Consider the following 17,308-nt stretch of genomic DNA (forward strand, 5'->3'; position numbering starts at 1 on the left):
GAAAGGAGCAAAGGGAGTAGAGAAGTTCCGGGAACGTGGCGAAAGCCACGGCATACTACGAAAGGCAGGGATGATGATAACAGAGGTAATGAAAATTTCAGAACCCCCCTATACTAACAGGGGGGGTAACTCGTCAGAAAGAAGATTTGACAGCACTGATTGACTGGTGTCAGATTACTGTCAAAGGTGTAGACGTGTTCATAATCATAGAAGATATCTTGCGGATTCCACTGAGTTTTATGGAACTGCATGGTAAGGAAAAAGGAATTGCTGGACACGAACTGATAGCAAGATTTGACAATATCAAGATTCTGAAACCGACAGGAAATGCACAGTATGAGGGATTTCAGATTCTTATGAGTGGTTCGGGGTGCAGGAATTATGAAAATTTCCTTATGATGAATAAGGAAACATGGTTTGATTTTCTGGAAAGAGTTTGCAGATACCCGGTGAATTTTCCGAGGATAGACTTGGCAATCGACGATACAAAGCCTTATCTGTCTATCCCGGAATTGATTCGTCTGAAAAACGAGGGGCTGATATCTAGTCAGTTGCGTGATACAGCAGAGAATCGTTCTGATAGACTGAAAGAGGATGAAATAGAAGCGCAGGGAAAAACACTATATCTCGGCAGTAAACACAGTGATTTTCGGATTACATTCTATGAAAAGGGATATGAACAGGCAGAAAAGTTCGGAAAAGAACTCAACCCGGACTGGAACAGATATGAACTTCGATTCCGGCACAAAAAAGCGGTCAGATTAGTAGAAGAACTTCTGAAAGACAGGGATGTGGCACGGATTGCGTTGTCTGTATTAAACGAGAAAGTGCGGTTTTTACAGAAGCCGGAAAACAGCACGGTTACAAGAAAACGGCTTTATCCTACTTATCCCCCGTGGGAAGAAATCATGCAGGATGTAGGGAAGATAAAGTTGACCATGAATCCAGAGAAAAAGACACTGGAACGAACATGGCAGTGGCTGAACGTAGCAGTTTCGCCCTCTTTAAAGCTAATGGATAAAATCGGAAAACTGGATAACAGAGATTATATCCGCCAGCTAATAGAACGGGGGCAGATGAACGAAGAACAACAACGCATATATGAGGACTATAAAAAATCTTTCCTTTTGAGGGAAGAAGAAAGGAGAATCTTTGACAGAACATACACAGAAAACGATACAGACAAAGAAAGCCCTTACAGTGAATGAAGCGTCAGAGTATACGGGAATTGGAAGAAATAATCTGCGAAAGCTGATTACATGGCAGAAGATTCCGGTCATAAGGATTGGAAATAAGATTCTTATACGCTCTGAGGTTTTAGACCAGTTTTTGAAGAAAAACGAAGGGCATAATCTGAAAAATAAATATGAAGTAATTGCAGTATAAACACAAATAAGCATATAATACTGTCAGACCAGTTCTGATAGTCCTTGCACGGAAAGGAGCGTGCAGATTGGGCAAGGACTTAAAAGGAAATCCATTACCGCCGGGAATTATGCAGAGAAAAAGCGGAATTTACAGAGGGCGGTTTTATTACAAAGGAGAAACGTATACAAAAGATAATGCGGACTTAAAAAAGTTAGTTCAAGAAATGGAAGATTTACGCTATGAAGTCAAGCATGGGTTGAAAGGAAAGGGCGATAATATCACTCTGGATACATGGTTTGATATCTGGCTGAATACCCATAAGAAGCGGACTATCAAGGAGAGTACACAAGTACGTTATGATGATTTTTACAGACGTTACATAAAGAAGCAGATAGGAAAACAACGTGTGGCAGATTTTAATCCGATTATTTTGGAACGTCTGCTTCAGAATATGGCAGATGATGATTACAGCACAAAGACTATACGGGATGTGTATAATATTCTCAATGCTATGTTCAAATATGCAGTGCATAACAGGATTCTTACATTCAACCCATGTGCAGGAGTGGAAGTTCCCAAAACAAAGACAAAACAGATACGGGTACTGACTGTGAAAGAACAACGGGAAGTATTGGAACACGCAAAGGAGAGAATACACGAGAATCTCATACAGGTAGCACTCGGAACGGGAATGCGTGGCGGAGAACTGCTTGGGCTTACATGGGATGATGTAGATTTTCGGAAACGGGAAATTTCTGTAAATAAAACGTTGGTGTATATCAAAGATAAGGAAACAAAGAAGTATGTATTCAAGTACCAGACACCAAAGACAAAGAACAGTATACGGACGATTCCCATGCAGGACAGTGTGTATAAGGCTTTAAAACGTCAGTGGATTCAGTTGAAAGAAATGCAGTTGTCAGCTAGTGAATGGCAACCATTAGAGGGATTTGAAAATCTTGTGTTTGTTGGAAAGAACGGAAAACCGATTACAGAACACACCTTTCAAGTGACGTTAGACTGGATAGAAAAATCTATCAATAAGGAACGAAAAAAGCAGGCAGAGAAAAACAAGACAGTGTTTATACCGATTCCGCATTTTTATCCACATGCACTTCGTCATACTTTTGCAACGCGTTGTTTTGAAGCCGGGATTGACGCAAAGGTAGTACAAGGATTCCTCGGACATTATTCCATAGCAATCACACTGGATTTGTATACGCACGTCACAGATGATAAAGCAAAATCGGAAATGGATAAATTACAGAATTTGTATAAGGAAATCATATAATCAGAACAAGAATAAGAAAGAGAATAGAAAAGGTGCAACATTTCTTTAGAAAATTATTTGACCGAGATTTGACCGAAGCGGATTTTGCAACAAGTACAGAACAGCGAAAACCCGCTAACCACAAGGGCTAACGGGCTTCGTTGTTTTATAGTTATCTAAAGGAATGAGTACAAGTACAATGATCAGGGATATGTAGTTGGAGAAACAGCTACGGAACTGGAAGCTGGAACAAGAAAGACGCCAAGCTGGGAAGACTGGTACAACTGGGGCGATACACAGAAAGAGACAGACAAAGCAGACTGTGAGCATCAGGAAAAAGAGATCCAGACGACACGTACCTATGAATACGATGACAACTGGGAACTGACACGCTGTACAGAAAAAGCAGAGGGCGGTAAAAAGACAGTCCATAATTATACTTATGACAAGATTGGAAACCGGACCTCTTACGAGAAGATCGAGGATGGTGTCAGCAAAGCAAAATATAACTATAAGTACAACGATTCCAACCAGCTCATCAAACGCACCAATGCAAAGATCTGGGGCGATCCGGGAACAACCTACAGCTATGATAAAGATGGCAATCTGATCCAGGAATGTGATAAGACAAACAGTGCAGATCCGGTTACTTATGAATACACAGCAGAGAATCGTTTGGCAGTAGTAAAACAGGGTGGAACAGTCCTGATGGCAGCCATGTACGATGGAGATAACAACCGGGTATTCGAACTTGATAACACCTATAAATGGGAAGACTGCTATGGCGATGAAGTCCTGATCCCGGCGAACCAGCGTACCGAAGATGGAAACAGCCCGAAAGAGCAGCTTGCCTCTCTGGTAAAAGGCGGTTCCAATGCCAAAGGATACACACTGACAGAGTATATCAACGATATCAATCGCGAGAATACAGAAGTCCTTGCAGAGTATGGAGCAGACGAGAAAGTACGTCAGGCTTATACTTATGGAGAAAGTGGAATCGGAGAACGGGTAAGCGTTGATAAATCGGAAGAAAGCAGTTATTATTTATATGACGGAAGAAACAGCGTGACCGGAATCCTGACCGAAACAGCTAATCTGACGAACAGTTATCAGTATGATTCATACGGTAACCTTACATCAGGAACAGCAGACGGTGTCAATTACTACGGTTACAATGGGGAGTCCACAAATGTAAAAACAGGACTTCAGTATCTGCGGGCAAGATACTATAACGCAGAGAACGGAACCTTTACAACTGAAGATAGTGACCTTGGAACGACAGAAAATCCATTGACCAGAAACCGCTACGATTATACGACCAATAATCCGCTGAATTACAGTGATCCGACAGGACATTCATTGTGGAGCAGGATTAAGAGTACAGCTAAAAAAGCAGCGAAAGCAGTCAAGAGTGTCGGCAAGAAAATCGTTAATACTGCGAAAAAGGTAGTCAAAACAGTAGTAAATACAGCTAAGAAAGCAGCAAAAACTATTGTTAACACAGTGAAGGGGGTAGCAAAAACTGCCAAAAATGCAGCTAAACATGCAAAACAGACATATCAATCTGTGAAAAATCGTGTAACCAGTAGCAGTACATATCAAAAGATCACATCCAGAGGAAGTCAGTTTATTCGTTCTGTAAGCAATGGGGTACAGAAAATTGGAAAAACTTATACATCTTTCAAATCCTATGTTTCAGAAAGAACGGCAGAAATCCGCTCAGAAGTGGTACGACATATGTGTACGACAACAAATCGTATTACAGATAAGCTTGGAAAAGTAGACTGGAATGCGGTGAAAAAAGTAGCCATTGGTATAACTGCGGTTACAGTTTCTGGTCTTGTAGTTGCTGCAACAGGCGGTTTGGCTGCAGGAGCAGTTCTGGCAGCATTGCCAGCAATGGGTGGCTTAGGAACGGCGATGGTTTCAGGAGCAGTTATTGGAGCTATTGGTGGAGCTTCATATAGTGCAGTGAATTCAGGTTTGTCTGGAAATAGTCTGAAACAAGTAGCAAAAGATACGTTAGTCGGTGGTATTGCAGGAGCAGTGACAGGTGGCGTTATGGGTGGCCTTAGTTATGGGGCTGGGAAACTTTTGAATGTAGTAAGGAGTGCAGGAAGTACCCATAATGATGGGATTGATAAATCGTTTAAAAAATTAGTTGCAGAAGTAACCGAAACAAAATTGCCAGAAGGCACTTGGGAAAAACCACCATTAGAGCGAGGAGATATTATTGACAAAGCTATGGGAAATAACTTGGGACACAATTTCCCGACCATAGATAAAGTAGAAAATGGTGTTGTGACTAGTGTTAAAAGCCGAGACTTAGGTGCAAAGACTTATCAAAATGGTAATAAATTGGAAAAGGTAATTGTCAAGGACATTAATAAAGTTTCAGGATTTATAGGAGAAACATTTAATGGTAAATTTGTTAATGCGGAAGAAATAGTGGGTAGACAATTACAAGTAGTTGTTCCAAATGTAACATTAAGCGAAGCTCAGATAAATGCAGTTAATAATGCTACAAAACATGGTATTGATAAAGGTGTTAAACTCATTATTACAGTAGGAAAATAATAGCAAAGTAAATAGCTTAAGGGGAATATTTTATTCCCCTTAAGTAATAGAGAGGAGAAAACGGATATGATTTCTGTATATTATAATCAAAAATATGGTTTCTTAATTGTGCCTAATGCCATTGAAAGGTTTATGGGATGTTATATTTCTATCGAACCTACAATTGAAATTATGGCTGAAGAAACAATAGATAAGATAGGCTGTGCAATTAGAAAAGGAATAAAAATTGCAGAAAGTTCCCCAAAAGTAGACGAATCTCAATTAAACAATTTTTGGAAACAAACAAAATATAAAAGTTTTCCAACATTTTCCAAGAATTATCAAAGAATTGATTTGAAACAAAATGGAGATGAATTAGAAATTAGAAGATGGGAACGGAATAATAGAGGGGGATATTCGCGAAAAACGGAAGAAAAAGATTATATTAATTTTATAGAAATGTCGGATTATGAATTGGGCTTGTTTATAAAAAAAATGTTTGAACCATGTGAAATTAGAATTGATGAAACAGAAAGATTTGAAACATTAGAGGGGAAAATAATTAGTTATTCGATTCCAAATGAGCATTATAAAAATATTGGTGATGGTCATACAGATTCTTATATGACATATAGAAATGAAGATTATGATAAGTTGTATATTTCTTTTTTGATAGGTGATGGAACTGATTGTACAGATGAAGTAAGCATAAAAAATCATTACAAAAAAATATACAAGCAAATGTCGAATATTAAATTTGAAAGTAAATGTAATAAAAAATATGTACATTTTTTAACAGAAAATGGAGAAGTATTGCTGAGTTTTATTGATAATGGTTATGTGGAGTTTTTTATGTGCATTCCATATAATATTGAAAGAAAAGTTCAAAAGGAGTCAATAGAACAGTATTTAAAAATGTTATTTTCGATAAAAATTGAAGATAAATAAAGCGTGAAGGAGAGAATATGCAAAAGAAGAATTGTGTTTTGTGCATAAGTATAGGAATTATAGTATGTATATTGTTATCAGCTTGCTCCAGACAACCAGACTTTGATGCCAAATCCTACGTCCAAAGTTCTCTTGATGCACACTATCATGGAGAATATAAGGACTATGCGAATCTGTTAGAAATCTCGGAAAAAGATGCCAAGAAAGAAATCGAAGAGGATTTTAATGAGAGTATCCAACAGCAATTTGATGATTCCGATAACATTACGGATAAAGGAATTGCTGATTATGCGGAAAAACTGACAGAAGTAAAGAAACTGGCAAAATACAAAGTACAAGATGTGAAAGAAGAGGATGGAGTCTATACAGTAAGTGTACAAGTTGAACCATCCAATGTATTTCAGACATTGCAACAAAGCTCTACAGAGGTAAGCAATGAAAAAATAAAGCAGGGATTGGATGGAAATGATCCGGAAGTCTTTGCAGCTGTATTAACAGAAAGTGTCCAGAAGAGTCTTGAAAAGAACAGATATGGAAAAGCTGTTACTGTAAACGTATCCGTGGAAAAAGATAACTCAGGAAAATATGGTCTTTTGGATACAGAGATGAATAAGTTGGAAGCAGCGATGTTCCCAACAGAATAAGAATGAATGGAAAGCTATCAGAGGAAAAAAACTGGTAGCTTTCTTTTAAACTCCAAGACAAGAAAACTTGTTAAAAAAGCTATTGTAATAGTAGAAAAATTATAATAAATAATGGATGACAAGAGTCTTTTATTCATTATGAGAAAAAGAAGGAATCTCCTATGAACCAACAAGAAATATTCACGTAAGATGGAAAAAAGTGCTGTAATCGAAGAGGTTGCAGCATTTTTTTCTTCGACATTTTTCGAACATTATAACGTACCTATCCGGTCACCGCCATGCTCCGATTTGATTTCTATATCAAAAATCAGATCGGAGGAAAGATAAATGGCTTATAACAAGACAAGTGAAGAACGAAAGTGGAATTATTGGAAAGAACAGGAAGAAAAGAAATTGCGTGAACTGGGAATGGAAGAAGAGAAGATCCAAAAGCTGCGCCAGATGGACAGGGAAGACTTTCTGGAAGAGCGCAGATACCGGGAACATCTGGATGAAACGATGCAGGATATGGATTCCATAAAAGAAAAGGACAGCGAGCTGTTTGCAAGGGATGTAAAGGAGCTTCTGGATCACATAGGTGATAAGCGAATCTATGAACTATTGAAAGAAACGGAGCATCAGACACTGGAAATCCTCTTACTCAGTACATGGGGATATTCTGGAAGAGAAGTTGCTAAGATTATGGGAATGGCAGAACAGACGATTTATACCAAAAGAAACCGTTTGAGAAAAAAATTAAAAAATTTATCAAAAATTGAATAATTATGGCGTTTTTCGTCGGCTATTTAATAGGCAGGTAAATTTTGCCAGTGTACTTTGACAACCTCATACCAGCATTACAGGTACGTTCCCGTAAGTAGAAGCGTGGCAGGAAGACGCGAGGACAGATGAAAAGGGCATGGAAGAAATTAGACCAGAAAGTGAGAGGCAGAGTTCTTTTGTGGCGTTTTCGTTTCGAGCGAATCATCTTTAACTGAAACAGGACCGTGGCGGTCTTTTGCGAGGATCACTTACGAGGGGATAATGATACATAGGAACTGCCAGTGAGCAGAGGATGGACTTTGGGTTGTAATCAGCAAGACTTTTAGAAAATCCGTGAGCGGTGCAATGCCAAGCATCCGCCTGTAATGTTCCCGTAAGGCAATGGGGGAGTCGAGGACAAATACAACGCCAAAAATCAAAAGTATAAGAAATCAAGGAAGAATGTGTCGTTGATATCAGATACATACGGCTGTAGGGAGAAATCCTTTACAGCCGTATTGATGTGATATCAGCACGCATATCAGGTAACAAATTATGTATTACACAAGAGAATATCTCAATAGAGCGCATCGAGAAATTGATACTATTTTCCGAGTGCTGTTCCCGGAACATGGAATGGCAGTAAGGGAAGAACAGATTATGTTATGCCACAAAATGCTGGATAACCTGCTGGGAAGAAACATAGCACTGTGTGACGCGGGTGTCGGTATCGGCAAGACGTATGCCTATCTGGTGGCCTGTGTTCTGATGAGAAAATATTCCCTCCTTGCAGAAGGATGTTCCCCTTATGAGCAGCGTCCGGTCGTGATATCCACTTCCAGCATTGCACTCCAGAAAGCAATTCTTACAGAATATATCCCTTTTCTCTCCCGGATTCTTCAGGAGAACGGGACGATTCAGGCCCCTATTAAAGCTGTGATACGAAAAGGGAAAGAGCATTTTGTCTGCGATGAGAGGTTGGAGCACCGAATCGTTGCAATCGAAGAAAAAAACAAAAATGCGTTGCAGAAAGAAGCTCTGCTGTCGTTGAAAGAACATTATGATATGGACGAAGTGTCCAACTTAAGTGGGTTTGACAGAAGGATGGTGAGTGTACCGAAGTTCTGTTCGGGAGACTGCCCGAAAAGAGGCTCATGCAGGTATCAGCAGTATCTGGAGCGTTCCAGAGATCATGAAATGTTCATTCAGATCTGTAATCACAATTATCTGCTGGCTGATGGTTATCACAGGCTGCAGGATTACCGCCCGTTATTAAAAGACTACCGAGCATTGATTGTCGATGAAGCACATAAGCTGCCGGATGCGGCAAAGCAGATGTTTGGGAAGAGCCTCTGTTATGACGATATCCGAGAAATCTGCTTTTATCTTGGGAATGAGTACCAAGGCCCGGAGATAAGAAAACTGTCCGGGACGATCCGGATGGTGCTGGACATCATAGGAGAAAACCACAGAACCAGATATGGGATAAAAGAAGAATTCCACATGACAGAAGAGTGTGCAATGTATTTATATGAGGGGATACAGACCATGAATAAGATCATAGAAAAATTAGAAAAGAAGATTCCAAAGTGGATCAGAAACAAGCTGGAAGAAACCAAAAGTGTGCTGGAATGCTTTTTCCATCAGGATAAGAAGTATGTGCTGCATCTGAAGCAGGACCATGACCACCGGATTATATTGTGTGCATCCAGCAGACGGATTCCACAGTATCTGGACCAGATGTTATGGAGCAGAGGAATGGGAGCGATTCTGACAAGCGGAACTTTAAAAACCGGACAGGGATTTTCCCACATTCGGAAAATGACAGGATTACAGAGAGTGCGGAGAGTCCGGGAATATGTGGCAGACTCCCCGTTTGAATATCAGAAGAACTGTCTGTTATATCTGCCAAAGAATTTGAAGACATGCAGAAGAGAAAGTCAGGAAGAGGCAGAGATGATAGCAGGCCATATCCATTCACTGATCTGTTCGACTTACGGGCATACGCTAGTGCTGTTTACATCTTATCATTTGATGGGAAACGTTTACCAGATGTTAAGGGATGAAATTCCGTTCCCGATGATAGAGGTGTGGAGACATTCACCGGAAGAGATCACAAGATTTAAACAGATGGACAATGCTGTCCTTTTTGCAGCCGGCTCCTGTTGGGAAGGAGTAGACTTCCCTGGAGATATGGTATCTTCGCTGATTATAGTAAAACTGCCCTTTGCTGTTCCTGATCCCATCAGTGAAGCACAGAAGAAGGAATATGCCAGCCTGAAAGATTATATTCAGGCAGTGATTGTTCCAGACATGCAGAAAAAACTAAGACAGGGATTCGGACGTGCTCTCCGCACCGAGACAGATACTTGTGTCGTGTCCATTTTAGACGAGCGTGCAGGAGAAGGTGGCAGGTATCATGAGGAAGTAATGTGTGCGCTTCCGAGCTGCAAGATGGCAAAAGATATCAAGGATGTCCAGCACTTTATTCGAAACCGGAAAGGCGTGGAATACTACCTGTAACCGTTCGTGGTTCTGCTACAGAAAAAGCAGATTTTGCACGAAAAGTTTGGTGGTATTTCAAGGGCGTTTTCGGTGGGATTGTTGGTATTGATGAATAGCTATTTCGGCATGAAGTGGGTATACTGTGTATAGCGTTAGAGGAAAGGAGGCAGCTTATGATATACAAGGTGGAAACGATAAAAGATGGAACAGAAAAATATTTTTTCATCAGAAATCTGGAAACAATGAGTATTGAAGAACTGCCAAGTAAATATCTAATGCATAAGATTAAATGTAAACGTTCACCAAATACAGTGAAACGCACAGCATTTTCAATCTGCTATTATATGAAATATATGGCAGAGAAAGAAATGGAACTCACAGAAGTCTATCAGTTAGATTATGAAAAACAGACAGAACACTTTGTGGAATTTTTATACTGGCTTAAAGCCGGAAACCATACAGAGCAAACGGCTGGAGAAAAGAAGTGTCCGAATGAAGGAACCTGCAACGCATACTTAAAAGATGTGTTCAGGTTCTATTTATTTATAGAGGCAGAATATGAACAGTACGGAAGTCTCAAAACCTTATCGTATAACCAGATTATAGCGGTTAATCAGGTGGGAGTAAAAAAGGTACTGCGGAATCATTCTTTTAAAGCCTATCTGAAGGAAGAGGAACATCGTGGGAGAACAGCAAAAGAAAATCAGATTATTACAATTTTACAGGCCTGTACGAACCGAAGAGATCAGCTTCTGTTACTTATGTTAGCAGAAACCGGATACAGAATTGGGGAACTACTGGGAGTAAAATATGTCAAAGATATTGATTATAGGAATCACATGATAAGGGTATGCTTCCGGGAAGATAATGAAAATGAAGCGAGAGCCAAAAATGCGGAATACAGAAGTGCCAAGATAAGTAATGATACGTTTGAATTTCTCATGGATTATCTGGCAAAATATCGGAAAATCCTGCAACATCAGGATTACCTGTTTGTGAATATCATGGGTGAGAACATTGGAAAGCCATTAAGAGTGGACAGTGTATATGATATGTTGGACCGAATGGAAAAGAAAACCGGAGTTAAAATCACACCCCACATGTTACGTCACTATTTTGCAAATATGCGAAAGCAGGCAGGATGGGAACTGGAAATGATCAGTCAGGCATTGGGGCATAAACATTTGGATACGACTATAAAGTATCTGGACTGGCTGGATGATGAACTGATAGAAGCAAGTAATGAGTTTTATGCACAACACACTGCTATTTATGGGGCGGAACGTCTGCTGGAGTAGGGAGGTGTGAGAAATACCTATATATTTATTGCAACAGGCAGAACACATAACAGAATCTGAAGTAGATATTGAGAAGAAAAAGCAGGAACTATATTCAGAAATTGATGCACTTGGAATAAAAAGCGATTCAAGAATTAACAAATTGAAAAAGTTCTTGGCAGATAGAAAAATCTGGCATCTGGAAGAAATGGATTATCCTTTGCGAAATTCGTATGAACAATATTTAAGAGGACAGATACGATCACAAATTGTATCTTTCTATTTGAAAATATATGATACGGTAAAACAACAACATATCTATCAACAAATGCAGACGCTAAATGGAAAGCGGATATATGAATGGAAATATCAAAATAAAATTTATTTTCTGAAGTATTATCCGGAAAAGGAAATAGCTGAGACCTTTGAAACTTCTTATAAAACAAACCTATTGGTGTGGGATTTTACACAAAATTGTTCAGAAGTTTTAAAGAAACAAATTTTTTATACGTTGAGTCGTATCATTGCCAATACTTCAATGTCTAAGGCTTATAGAAATGTCAGGTTAAAATCCTTAAAACTTCTTTATGATTCTTGTGTTCAGTTAAATATTACGGATATTGGATTGCTGGAAATGGAACAAGTGGAAACTATTTTAAAGAATTTTCCCGAAACGAGTCAACGAAGTATTTTAGGTGAATGCAGAAGAGATGCGTTTATGCAGCAGGAACAGATCCAATGGGAAGCAAATGTATGGTATCTGGAACGATTACATCTTGGAAAACATCGGATAGACGAAAGTAAATCCTTAATTAGCATTTCTTTTATGGAAGTCAAGGAAATACAGAATCGAGAAATTTTACAGGCATACATGAAATATGAACTGGGAATTACTGGACAGGCAGTCAGCACGATTGTACGAAGATTTGTATGTATTAGAAATTTTATTGAACTGCTGGAACAAGAAAAGATACTGGCGATTCATGCAACTGTCGCAGAAGTAAAAAAGTATGCAGACGGCTTGCGAGAACGGGGAATACAGGCAAAGGGATTTAATGAAAGAATTTTCGGTATCGGTCATTTTTATAAATTCATGGAAGTTAAACAGTATATTACAAGAATGCCATTCCGAATTGAATATTTCCAACAAAAAGAAGTAATAGTACATCATGATCGTAGCGTTGAGGAAACAGTATATATGGAAATTTTGAAAAAATTATATCTTTTTCCAGAGCGATTACGATGTATGTTCCTACATCTGTGGTGTCTAGGATTACGGGCGAGTGAAGTGTGTACATTGAAAGGAAATGCTTATTATCAGCAGGGCGAGGATTATTGGATTCAGGTGTATCAGGTCAAAATGAAGAATTATAAAAGGATTCCAATCCCACAGGCACTTTATCAGATTATGAAAGTATACTTGAAAAAACATGAAATTCAGCCTGAAGAATTCATTTTTAAAAACAGCAGAGGTGGTGCTTGTCTATATGGTACATTCCGAACTCAGATGATAGAAGCGTGCCGGGAAAATAAGATTGCAAATGGAGAATATTTATTTCAATCACACGATTATCGACATACAGTAGCAACTATGTTTTATGACAGTCATGTATCACTGCAAAGTATCAGGGATTATCTTGGACATACTTATGAAGAGATGACAAGACAGTATATTGATTATATGCCGCAAAGGATTGCAAAAGCAAATGATGAGTTCTTTGAAATGCAAGGAAGTAGTTTAGCATCATGGCTAAAGAAAGAGGAAAAAGATGGAAAATGATATTATATACTTCAGCGATTTCCCCAATTTACAAGAAACAGGGACACGTAAGGATAATGGAAAATTTGATTTAACGTTGCTTCCAACGCAAGAATTAAAGGAAGAGTTTCGAGGTTATATTATGTATCGCTGCAAAAACGGAACGTTTAGAGCATTGATTCAGGATCGAACAGCTTATAATCATATTGCAAAGTTTTTGAACAGCAGAATAAATCGGAGAATCAAAAGCCTTGGAGATAGAAATCCAGAAAAATGGATATCACTTTTAAAAGGCTGGATGTTAGAACAGGGAATAACTATTGTAAAAGAAAAGAAGAGTGTGTATGGTACAGTAAGCTATGGCGAAGCAGTGACGATATTATATTTCAGAAACGTACTGAAATTTTTAGGGCCAGAAGATTTACGGGATGAGATAGAAAAAGATGTTTGGGAACTAAAAAATCTGGATATTAAAATCAGATCCAATCCAATTTATAATGTAAAAACACTGGATTTCAGAAAAATATATCAGCCAGATATCAGGGAAGAATGTAAGAAAGCTGTTTATATGAATCTGCAGTATGAAGCAATAGGAACTGTACAGGGAGAATTGACAATAATGAGGATATTCTCAGAATATCTCCAAAAAGAGTATTCCAAAATAAAAAGCTGCAGTGAAATAGACAGAGAAGTGTTGGAAGAATTTTTGATACATCTGTCAACAAAAGATACTTCCCATAGTGCGAATAGTTCTTATGTAATTTCATTAAGACGACAGTTAGAGACAATCGGAAAAATTTACAGCTATGAAAGATTGGAGCATTTATTTATTAATACGGATATTCCACCGGAAGTAAATGCAGAATTTAGAGTGTATTCTGATGATGAAATGAAACGACTGAATGCGGAAATTACACAGATGGATGTACAGATTGCAAGATGTCTTCTGATACATCAGATGCTTGGAACTAGGATATCAGATACCCTTACACTGAGACCAGATTGTCTGACGAGAGAAAATGGCCAAGATATGATTGAAATATATCAAGTTAAAACTAAAAGATATAAAAAACCGATCAGTAAAGAACTTGCAAAACTGTTACAGAGTTCTATTGAATATACACAGGAAAAGTTCGGTGATACAGAATACATATTTGTTAATGAAAAAGAACCTGACCGCCCGATGCAGTATATGGCTATAAAAACAAAAGTCATGTCCATGATACAGGAAAAGCAGTTGAAAGATGATCATGGCGAATTATTCGGGTTTGGAACGCACATGTTCCGGCACTACTATGGCGTCAAACTTACAGAAATGCATCTGGATGACTGGACGATAGCGAGACTATTGGGGCATAAAAGACTGAATAATGTACAGCATTACCGGAAAATGAGCAATCAAAGAATGGCAGACGAAACCAGAGAAGTAAGACAGAGGATGAGTGACATCATATATATGAGTCTGGCAAGATGGGGTGAAGAATATGAGCAAATACGACAAGATGATTGAGGAAAATCAGAGAAAAAGTAAAGAGAAAATTGAACTGGCATTGCAAGCAATACAAGATATGCTGGCAAATAAAGAACGTATCAGCGTTCCAAAGCTGATGAAGAAAACTGGATTGTCGAGAGGATTCTTTTATAAAAATCCAACCGTCCGGGATACATTGAACCAAGCAGTAGAGCAACAGGCCGGAATGATAGATCCAAGAAGAGAAATTCTGAACATGGCGATGGAAAAACAGATTGAACTGTTGAACCAGAAGGTGGCAGCTCTGAGCAGAGAAAATAAGGAACTGAAGAGAAAGAACGAAAAGTTACAGAAGGCATTACGGAAACAGGATTTGAATTTTATTAAGAACTTATAACATTGAAAATAATAAGATGGAAGAGATGTGTGCAGACACATCTTTTCATCGTTGAGGATAAAATATATAGAATGAGAATGGGATTGTTTTATGGTATACTAAAAGTGAAATGCTAACTTTGATATGAGGTATAAAACAATATGACAGAAATACAAATTAAAAATTTAATTAAAGAATATGAAAAAGAATATATTGAGTTTATGGAAATTGAGAAATTACCACAGTATAAGATAGATTTTTTTGAAATTAATGTTGAGGAAAGCGATGCAGCAGGATTCGCTTCAGCCGCCCAAGCTTACTATAATACGAAAACAGATGAACATATATTAAGGATATGCAAAAGTTCGGAAATACCAAGGTATATTGTGTTTCATGAATTTACGCATATTTTAGATACGGAAATGTATGCAAAGCAAGATTCTTGGAAATATATGGCTTTGTCTGGTTATACAGAATATCATGCAGCACAAGTTGAATTGATGATAATGTTAGGAGCAGATAGTATACAAACTCAAGATTTTTCATTTACAGTTGATGTTGAAATAGGTAATAGTACAGTTAGGAATTACCTAAACTCAAGACATCAATTAGTAGTGAATATGATGAATAGAACAGATTTTCCAAGAGATATTGAAGCATTAAAAACAACGGTAGGTGTGCTATATAATTATTTTGGAGTGCGTTCTATATGTAAAATGTATGCGAAAGATTATACTGAAGAAGTGGATAACACAATTATTATTCAGAAACTTTCAAAAGTATTATTTGAAGAGATAAATAGCTTTATGGTTGGATGGTTTAATGAAGCACAAGTAGAGCTGAGCTTTGTGTCATATATGAAAATAATGTGGCCTATGCTTCAAAGCTATTTTGGAAAAGAATGAAAGATAGTAACAGTAAACACAGTTTTGTATACAGTTAAACCCAGTAAAATCAACGCATGAGGGGAACTGGCTACATTTTACTATCCTATCTGGTGGGGAATTGCAGCATGGCCAGTAGATAACTTTGTAAAAGAGAATGACTTTACAGGAAAAACAGTCATCCCATTCTGTACAGCAGCGACTTCGGGAATCGGTGACAGCGGTAATCTTCTGGAAGAGATGACAGGAACAGGTGACTGGAAAGAAGGGGAACGATTCCATGGTGGAGCGTCTGAATCAGATATCAGTTCATGGATAGACAGTCTTGGATTATAAAAGAATATAAAAATATTTGGAGGAATCGTAATAAGTAAGACATAACCTTTAGGTTTAAACTGCCTAACAAAGAGAGACTTCTGTCCGGAGTCTCTTTTTCTTATACTTACAGTAAAGTTTGAAATATAGAAAAGGAAGATAAAGATGGAGATAAGAATTTTAGGAAGAGACTTAGAAGTATCAGAAATCGGATTTGGATGTATGGGAATGAGTCATGCATATGGAACTGTTTCAACACAGAAAGAAGCAGAAGAATTGATTGAAAAAGCGATCGATGAAGGCTGCACATTTTTTGATACGGCAGAGATATACGGAACAACAGAAGACCCTCATCACAATGAAAAACTGCTTGGGAAAGTGTTAAGGCCATATAGAAACAAAATTGTCCTTGCATCAAAGTGTGGGATACGTTTTGATGAAACTGCAACAACTGTAAATAAACCTTTGATTCCTGATGGACGACCGGAGACGATTAAAGCATCGATTGAGGGATCTTTAATGAGACTTAACACAGACCATCTTGATTTATATTATATTCATCGTATTGACATGACTGTACCGATTGAAGAGACGGCAGGAGCTATGAAGGAGTTAATGGAGCAGGGAAAAATCACACACTGGGGGTTATCAGAAGCCAGTGAAGAGATTATTCGACGTGCACATAAAGTATGCCCGGTTACAGCGATTCAGAACAGATATTCCATGATGTACAGGGATTATGAGAAATTATTCCCGGTGCTTGAAGAATTGAAAATAGGATTTGTTGCATTTTCGCCGCTTGCAAATGGATTACTGACAGCAGCATATCATTCCCATGGGGAATTTGAAAAGCCGGGAGATTATCGAAGCGCAATGCCACAGTTTACAGAAGAAGGATTAAAGGAAAATAATGAATTTATGTCCTGGATGAAAGTGATTGCAGAAGAAAAAAATGCCACGCCTGCACAGATTTCTCTTGCATGGATGCTTGCAAAGAAACCATATATCGTACCAATTCCGGGAACAAGAAAAGTAAATAGACTGGAAGAAAATATGGAATCAGCAGATATAAAGCTGACTCAGGATGAAGTAAAATCTATTGATGAGATGCTTGCCCATATGCCGATGTCGCAGGTGTTTGGAGGTTCAAAAATACAGAAGAAATAAAAGAGGTGAGCAATGAAAACAAGGAAA

Annotated in this window: 14 protein-coding genes and 1 pseudogene; all 15 read left to right on the forward strand. The window is 38.2% G+C overall.

Going from position 1 to position 17,308, the window contains the following annotated elements; genetic code table 11:
* Window positions 1–70: 70 nt before the first annotated feature.
* The 15 genes and pseudogenes from AB5213_RS02545 (at window position 71) to AB5213_RS02615 (ending at window position 17,281) form a co-directional block, all read left to right on the forward strand.
* Window positions 71–1,208 (forward strand): annotated as a pseudogene (locus AB5213_RS02545) (replication initiation factor domain-containing protein).
* On the forward strand, window positions 1,201–1,386 hold the full coding sequence (locus tag AB5213_RS02550) for a helix-turn-helix domain-containing protein (RefSeq protein WP_004844108.1): 186 nt from the start codon (window positions 1,201–1,203) through the stop codon (window positions 1,384–1,386). The pseudogene AB5213_RS02545 and the gene AB5213_RS02550 overlap by 8 nt, the downstream one beginning before the upstream one ends.
* Before the next feature lie 67 nt (window positions 1,387–1,453).
* Window positions 1,454–2,659: a tyrosine-type recombinase/integrase gene (locus tag AB5213_RS02555; protein WP_009244191.1), complete on the forward strand. Its 1,206-nt coding sequence runs from the start codon at window positions 1,454–1,456 to the stop codon at window positions 2,657–2,659.
* A 654-nt stretch (window positions 2,660–3,313) separates the two neighbouring features.
* Complete coding sequence (locus tag AB5213_RS02560; RefSeq protein ID WP_346997018.1) at window positions 3,314–5,215, forward strand: RHS repeat-associated core domain-containing protein; 1,902 nt, start codon at window positions 3,314–3,316, stop codon at window positions 5,213–5,215.
* Window positions 5,216–5,281: 66 nt separating this feature from the next.
* On the forward strand, window positions 5,282–6,142 hold the full coding sequence (locus AB5213_RS02565) for a contact-dependent growth inhibition system immunity protein (RefSeq protein WP_007884653.1): 861 nt from the start codon (window positions 5,282–5,284) through the stop codon (window positions 6,140–6,142).
* 38 nt (window positions 6,143–6,180) lie between these two features.
* Entirely contained in the window at window positions 6,181–6,786 is a 606-nt protein-coding gene (locus AB5213_RS02570) for a hypothetical protein (RefSeq protein WP_233543707.1), read from the forward strand.
* Between the two features lie 327 nt (window positions 6,787–7,113).
* The gene (locus AB5213_RS02575; protein ID WP_007886453.1) at window positions 7,114–7,548 is read left to right on the forward strand and encodes a hypothetical protein; all 435 of its coding nucleotides are present in this window, start codon (window positions 7,114–7,116) and stop codon (window positions 7,546–7,548) included.
* A 534-nt stretch (window positions 7,549–8,082) separates the two neighbouring features.
* Complete coding sequence (locus AB5213_RS02580) at window positions 8,083–10,050, forward strand: ATP-dependent DNA helicase (RefSeq protein ID WP_007886452.1); 1,968 nt, start codon at window positions 8,083–8,085, stop codon at window positions 10,048–10,050.
* 155 nt (window positions 10,051–10,205) lie between these two features.
* Window positions 10,206–11,330, forward strand: a complete 1,125-nt coding sequence (locus AB5213_RS02585) for a tyrosine-type recombinase/integrase (RefSeq protein WP_006426957.1) — start codon at window positions 10,206–10,208, stop codon at window positions 11,328–11,330.
* 28 nt (window positions 11,331–11,358) lie between these two features.
* Window positions 11,359–13,089 carry a tyrosine-type recombinase/integrase gene (locus AB5213_RS02590; RefSeq protein ID WP_007886448.1) on the forward strand — a complete coding sequence of 577 codons (1,731 nt, stop codon included), beginning with the start codon at window positions 11,359–11,361 and terminating at the stop codon, window positions 13,087–13,089.
* The gene (locus AB5213_RS02595; protein ID WP_006426955.1) at window positions 13,079–14,578 is read left to right on the forward strand and encodes a tyrosine-type recombinase/integrase; all 1,500 of its coding nucleotides are present in this window, start codon (window positions 13,079–13,081) and stop codon (window positions 14,576–14,578) included. The genes AB5213_RS02590 and AB5213_RS02595 overlap by 11 nt, the downstream gene beginning before the upstream one ends.
* The gene (locus tag AB5213_RS02600) at window positions 14,553–14,936 is read left to right on the forward strand and encodes a DUF6262 family protein (RefSeq protein ID WP_015513361.1); all 384 of its coding nucleotides are present in this window, start codon (window positions 14,553–14,555) and stop codon (window positions 14,934–14,936) included. The genes AB5213_RS02595 and AB5213_RS02600 overlap by 26 nt, the downstream gene beginning before the upstream one ends.
* 140 nt (window positions 14,937–15,076) lie before the next feature.
* Window positions 15,077–15,820 (forward strand): hypothetical protein, encoded by a 744-nt coding sequence (locus AB5213_RS02605; protein WP_006426953.1) that lies wholly within the window; start codon window positions 15,077–15,079, stop codon window positions 15,818–15,820.
* Between the two features lie 87 nt (window positions 15,821–15,907).
* On the forward strand, window positions 15,908–16,135 hold the full coding sequence (locus tag AB5213_RS02610; protein WP_080543125.1) for a flavodoxin: 228 nt from the start codon (window positions 15,908–15,910) through the stop codon (window positions 16,133–16,135).
* Window positions 16,136–16,279: 144 nt separating this feature from the next.
* Complete coding sequence (locus AB5213_RS02615; protein WP_015528537.1) at window positions 16,280–17,281, forward strand: aldo/keto reductase; 1,002 nt, start codon at window positions 16,280–16,282, stop codon at window positions 17,279–17,281.
* Window positions 17,282–17,308: the final 27 nt, after the last annotated feature.

It is taken from the genome of Coprococcus sp. RTP21204st1_G4_RTP21204_210225, from assembly GCF_040915385.1.
In the GTDB taxonomy this organism is placed as follows: Bacteria; Bacillota; Clostridia; order Lachnospirales; family Lachnospiraceae; genus Allocoprococcus; species Allocoprococcus comes.

Coding starts and splice junctions, on each gene's coding strand:
- AB5213_RS02565 (WP_007884653.1), top strand. CDS start 5,282: ATGATTTCTGTATATTATAATCAAAAATATGGTTTCTTAATTGTGCCT.
- AB5213_RS02575 (WP_007886453.1), top strand. CDS start 7,114: ATGGCTTATAACAAGACAAGTGAAGAACGAAAGTGGAATTATTGGAAA.
- AB5213_RS02580 (WP_007886452.1), top strand. CDS start 8,083: ATGTATTACACAAGAGAATATCTCAATAGAGCGCATCGAGAAATTGAT.
- AB5213_RS02585 (WP_006426957.1), top strand. CDS start 10,206: ATGATATACAAGGTGGAAACGATAAAAGATGGAACAGAAAAATATTTT.
- AB5213_RS02595 (WP_006426955.1), top strand. CDS start 13,079: ATGGAAAATGATATTATATACTTCAGCGATTTCCCCAATTTACAAGAA.
- AB5213_RS02600 (WP_015513361.1), top strand. CDS start 14,553: ATGAGCAAATACGACAAGATGATTGAGGAAAATCAGAGAAAAAGTAAA.
- AB5213_RS02605 (WP_006426953.1), top strand. CDS start 15,077: ATGACAGAAATACAAATTAAAAATTTAATTAAAGAATATGAAAAAGAA.
- AB5213_RS02615 (WP_015528537.1), top strand. CDS start 16,280: ATGGAGATAAGAATTTTAGGAAGAGACTTAGAAGTATCAGAAATCGGA.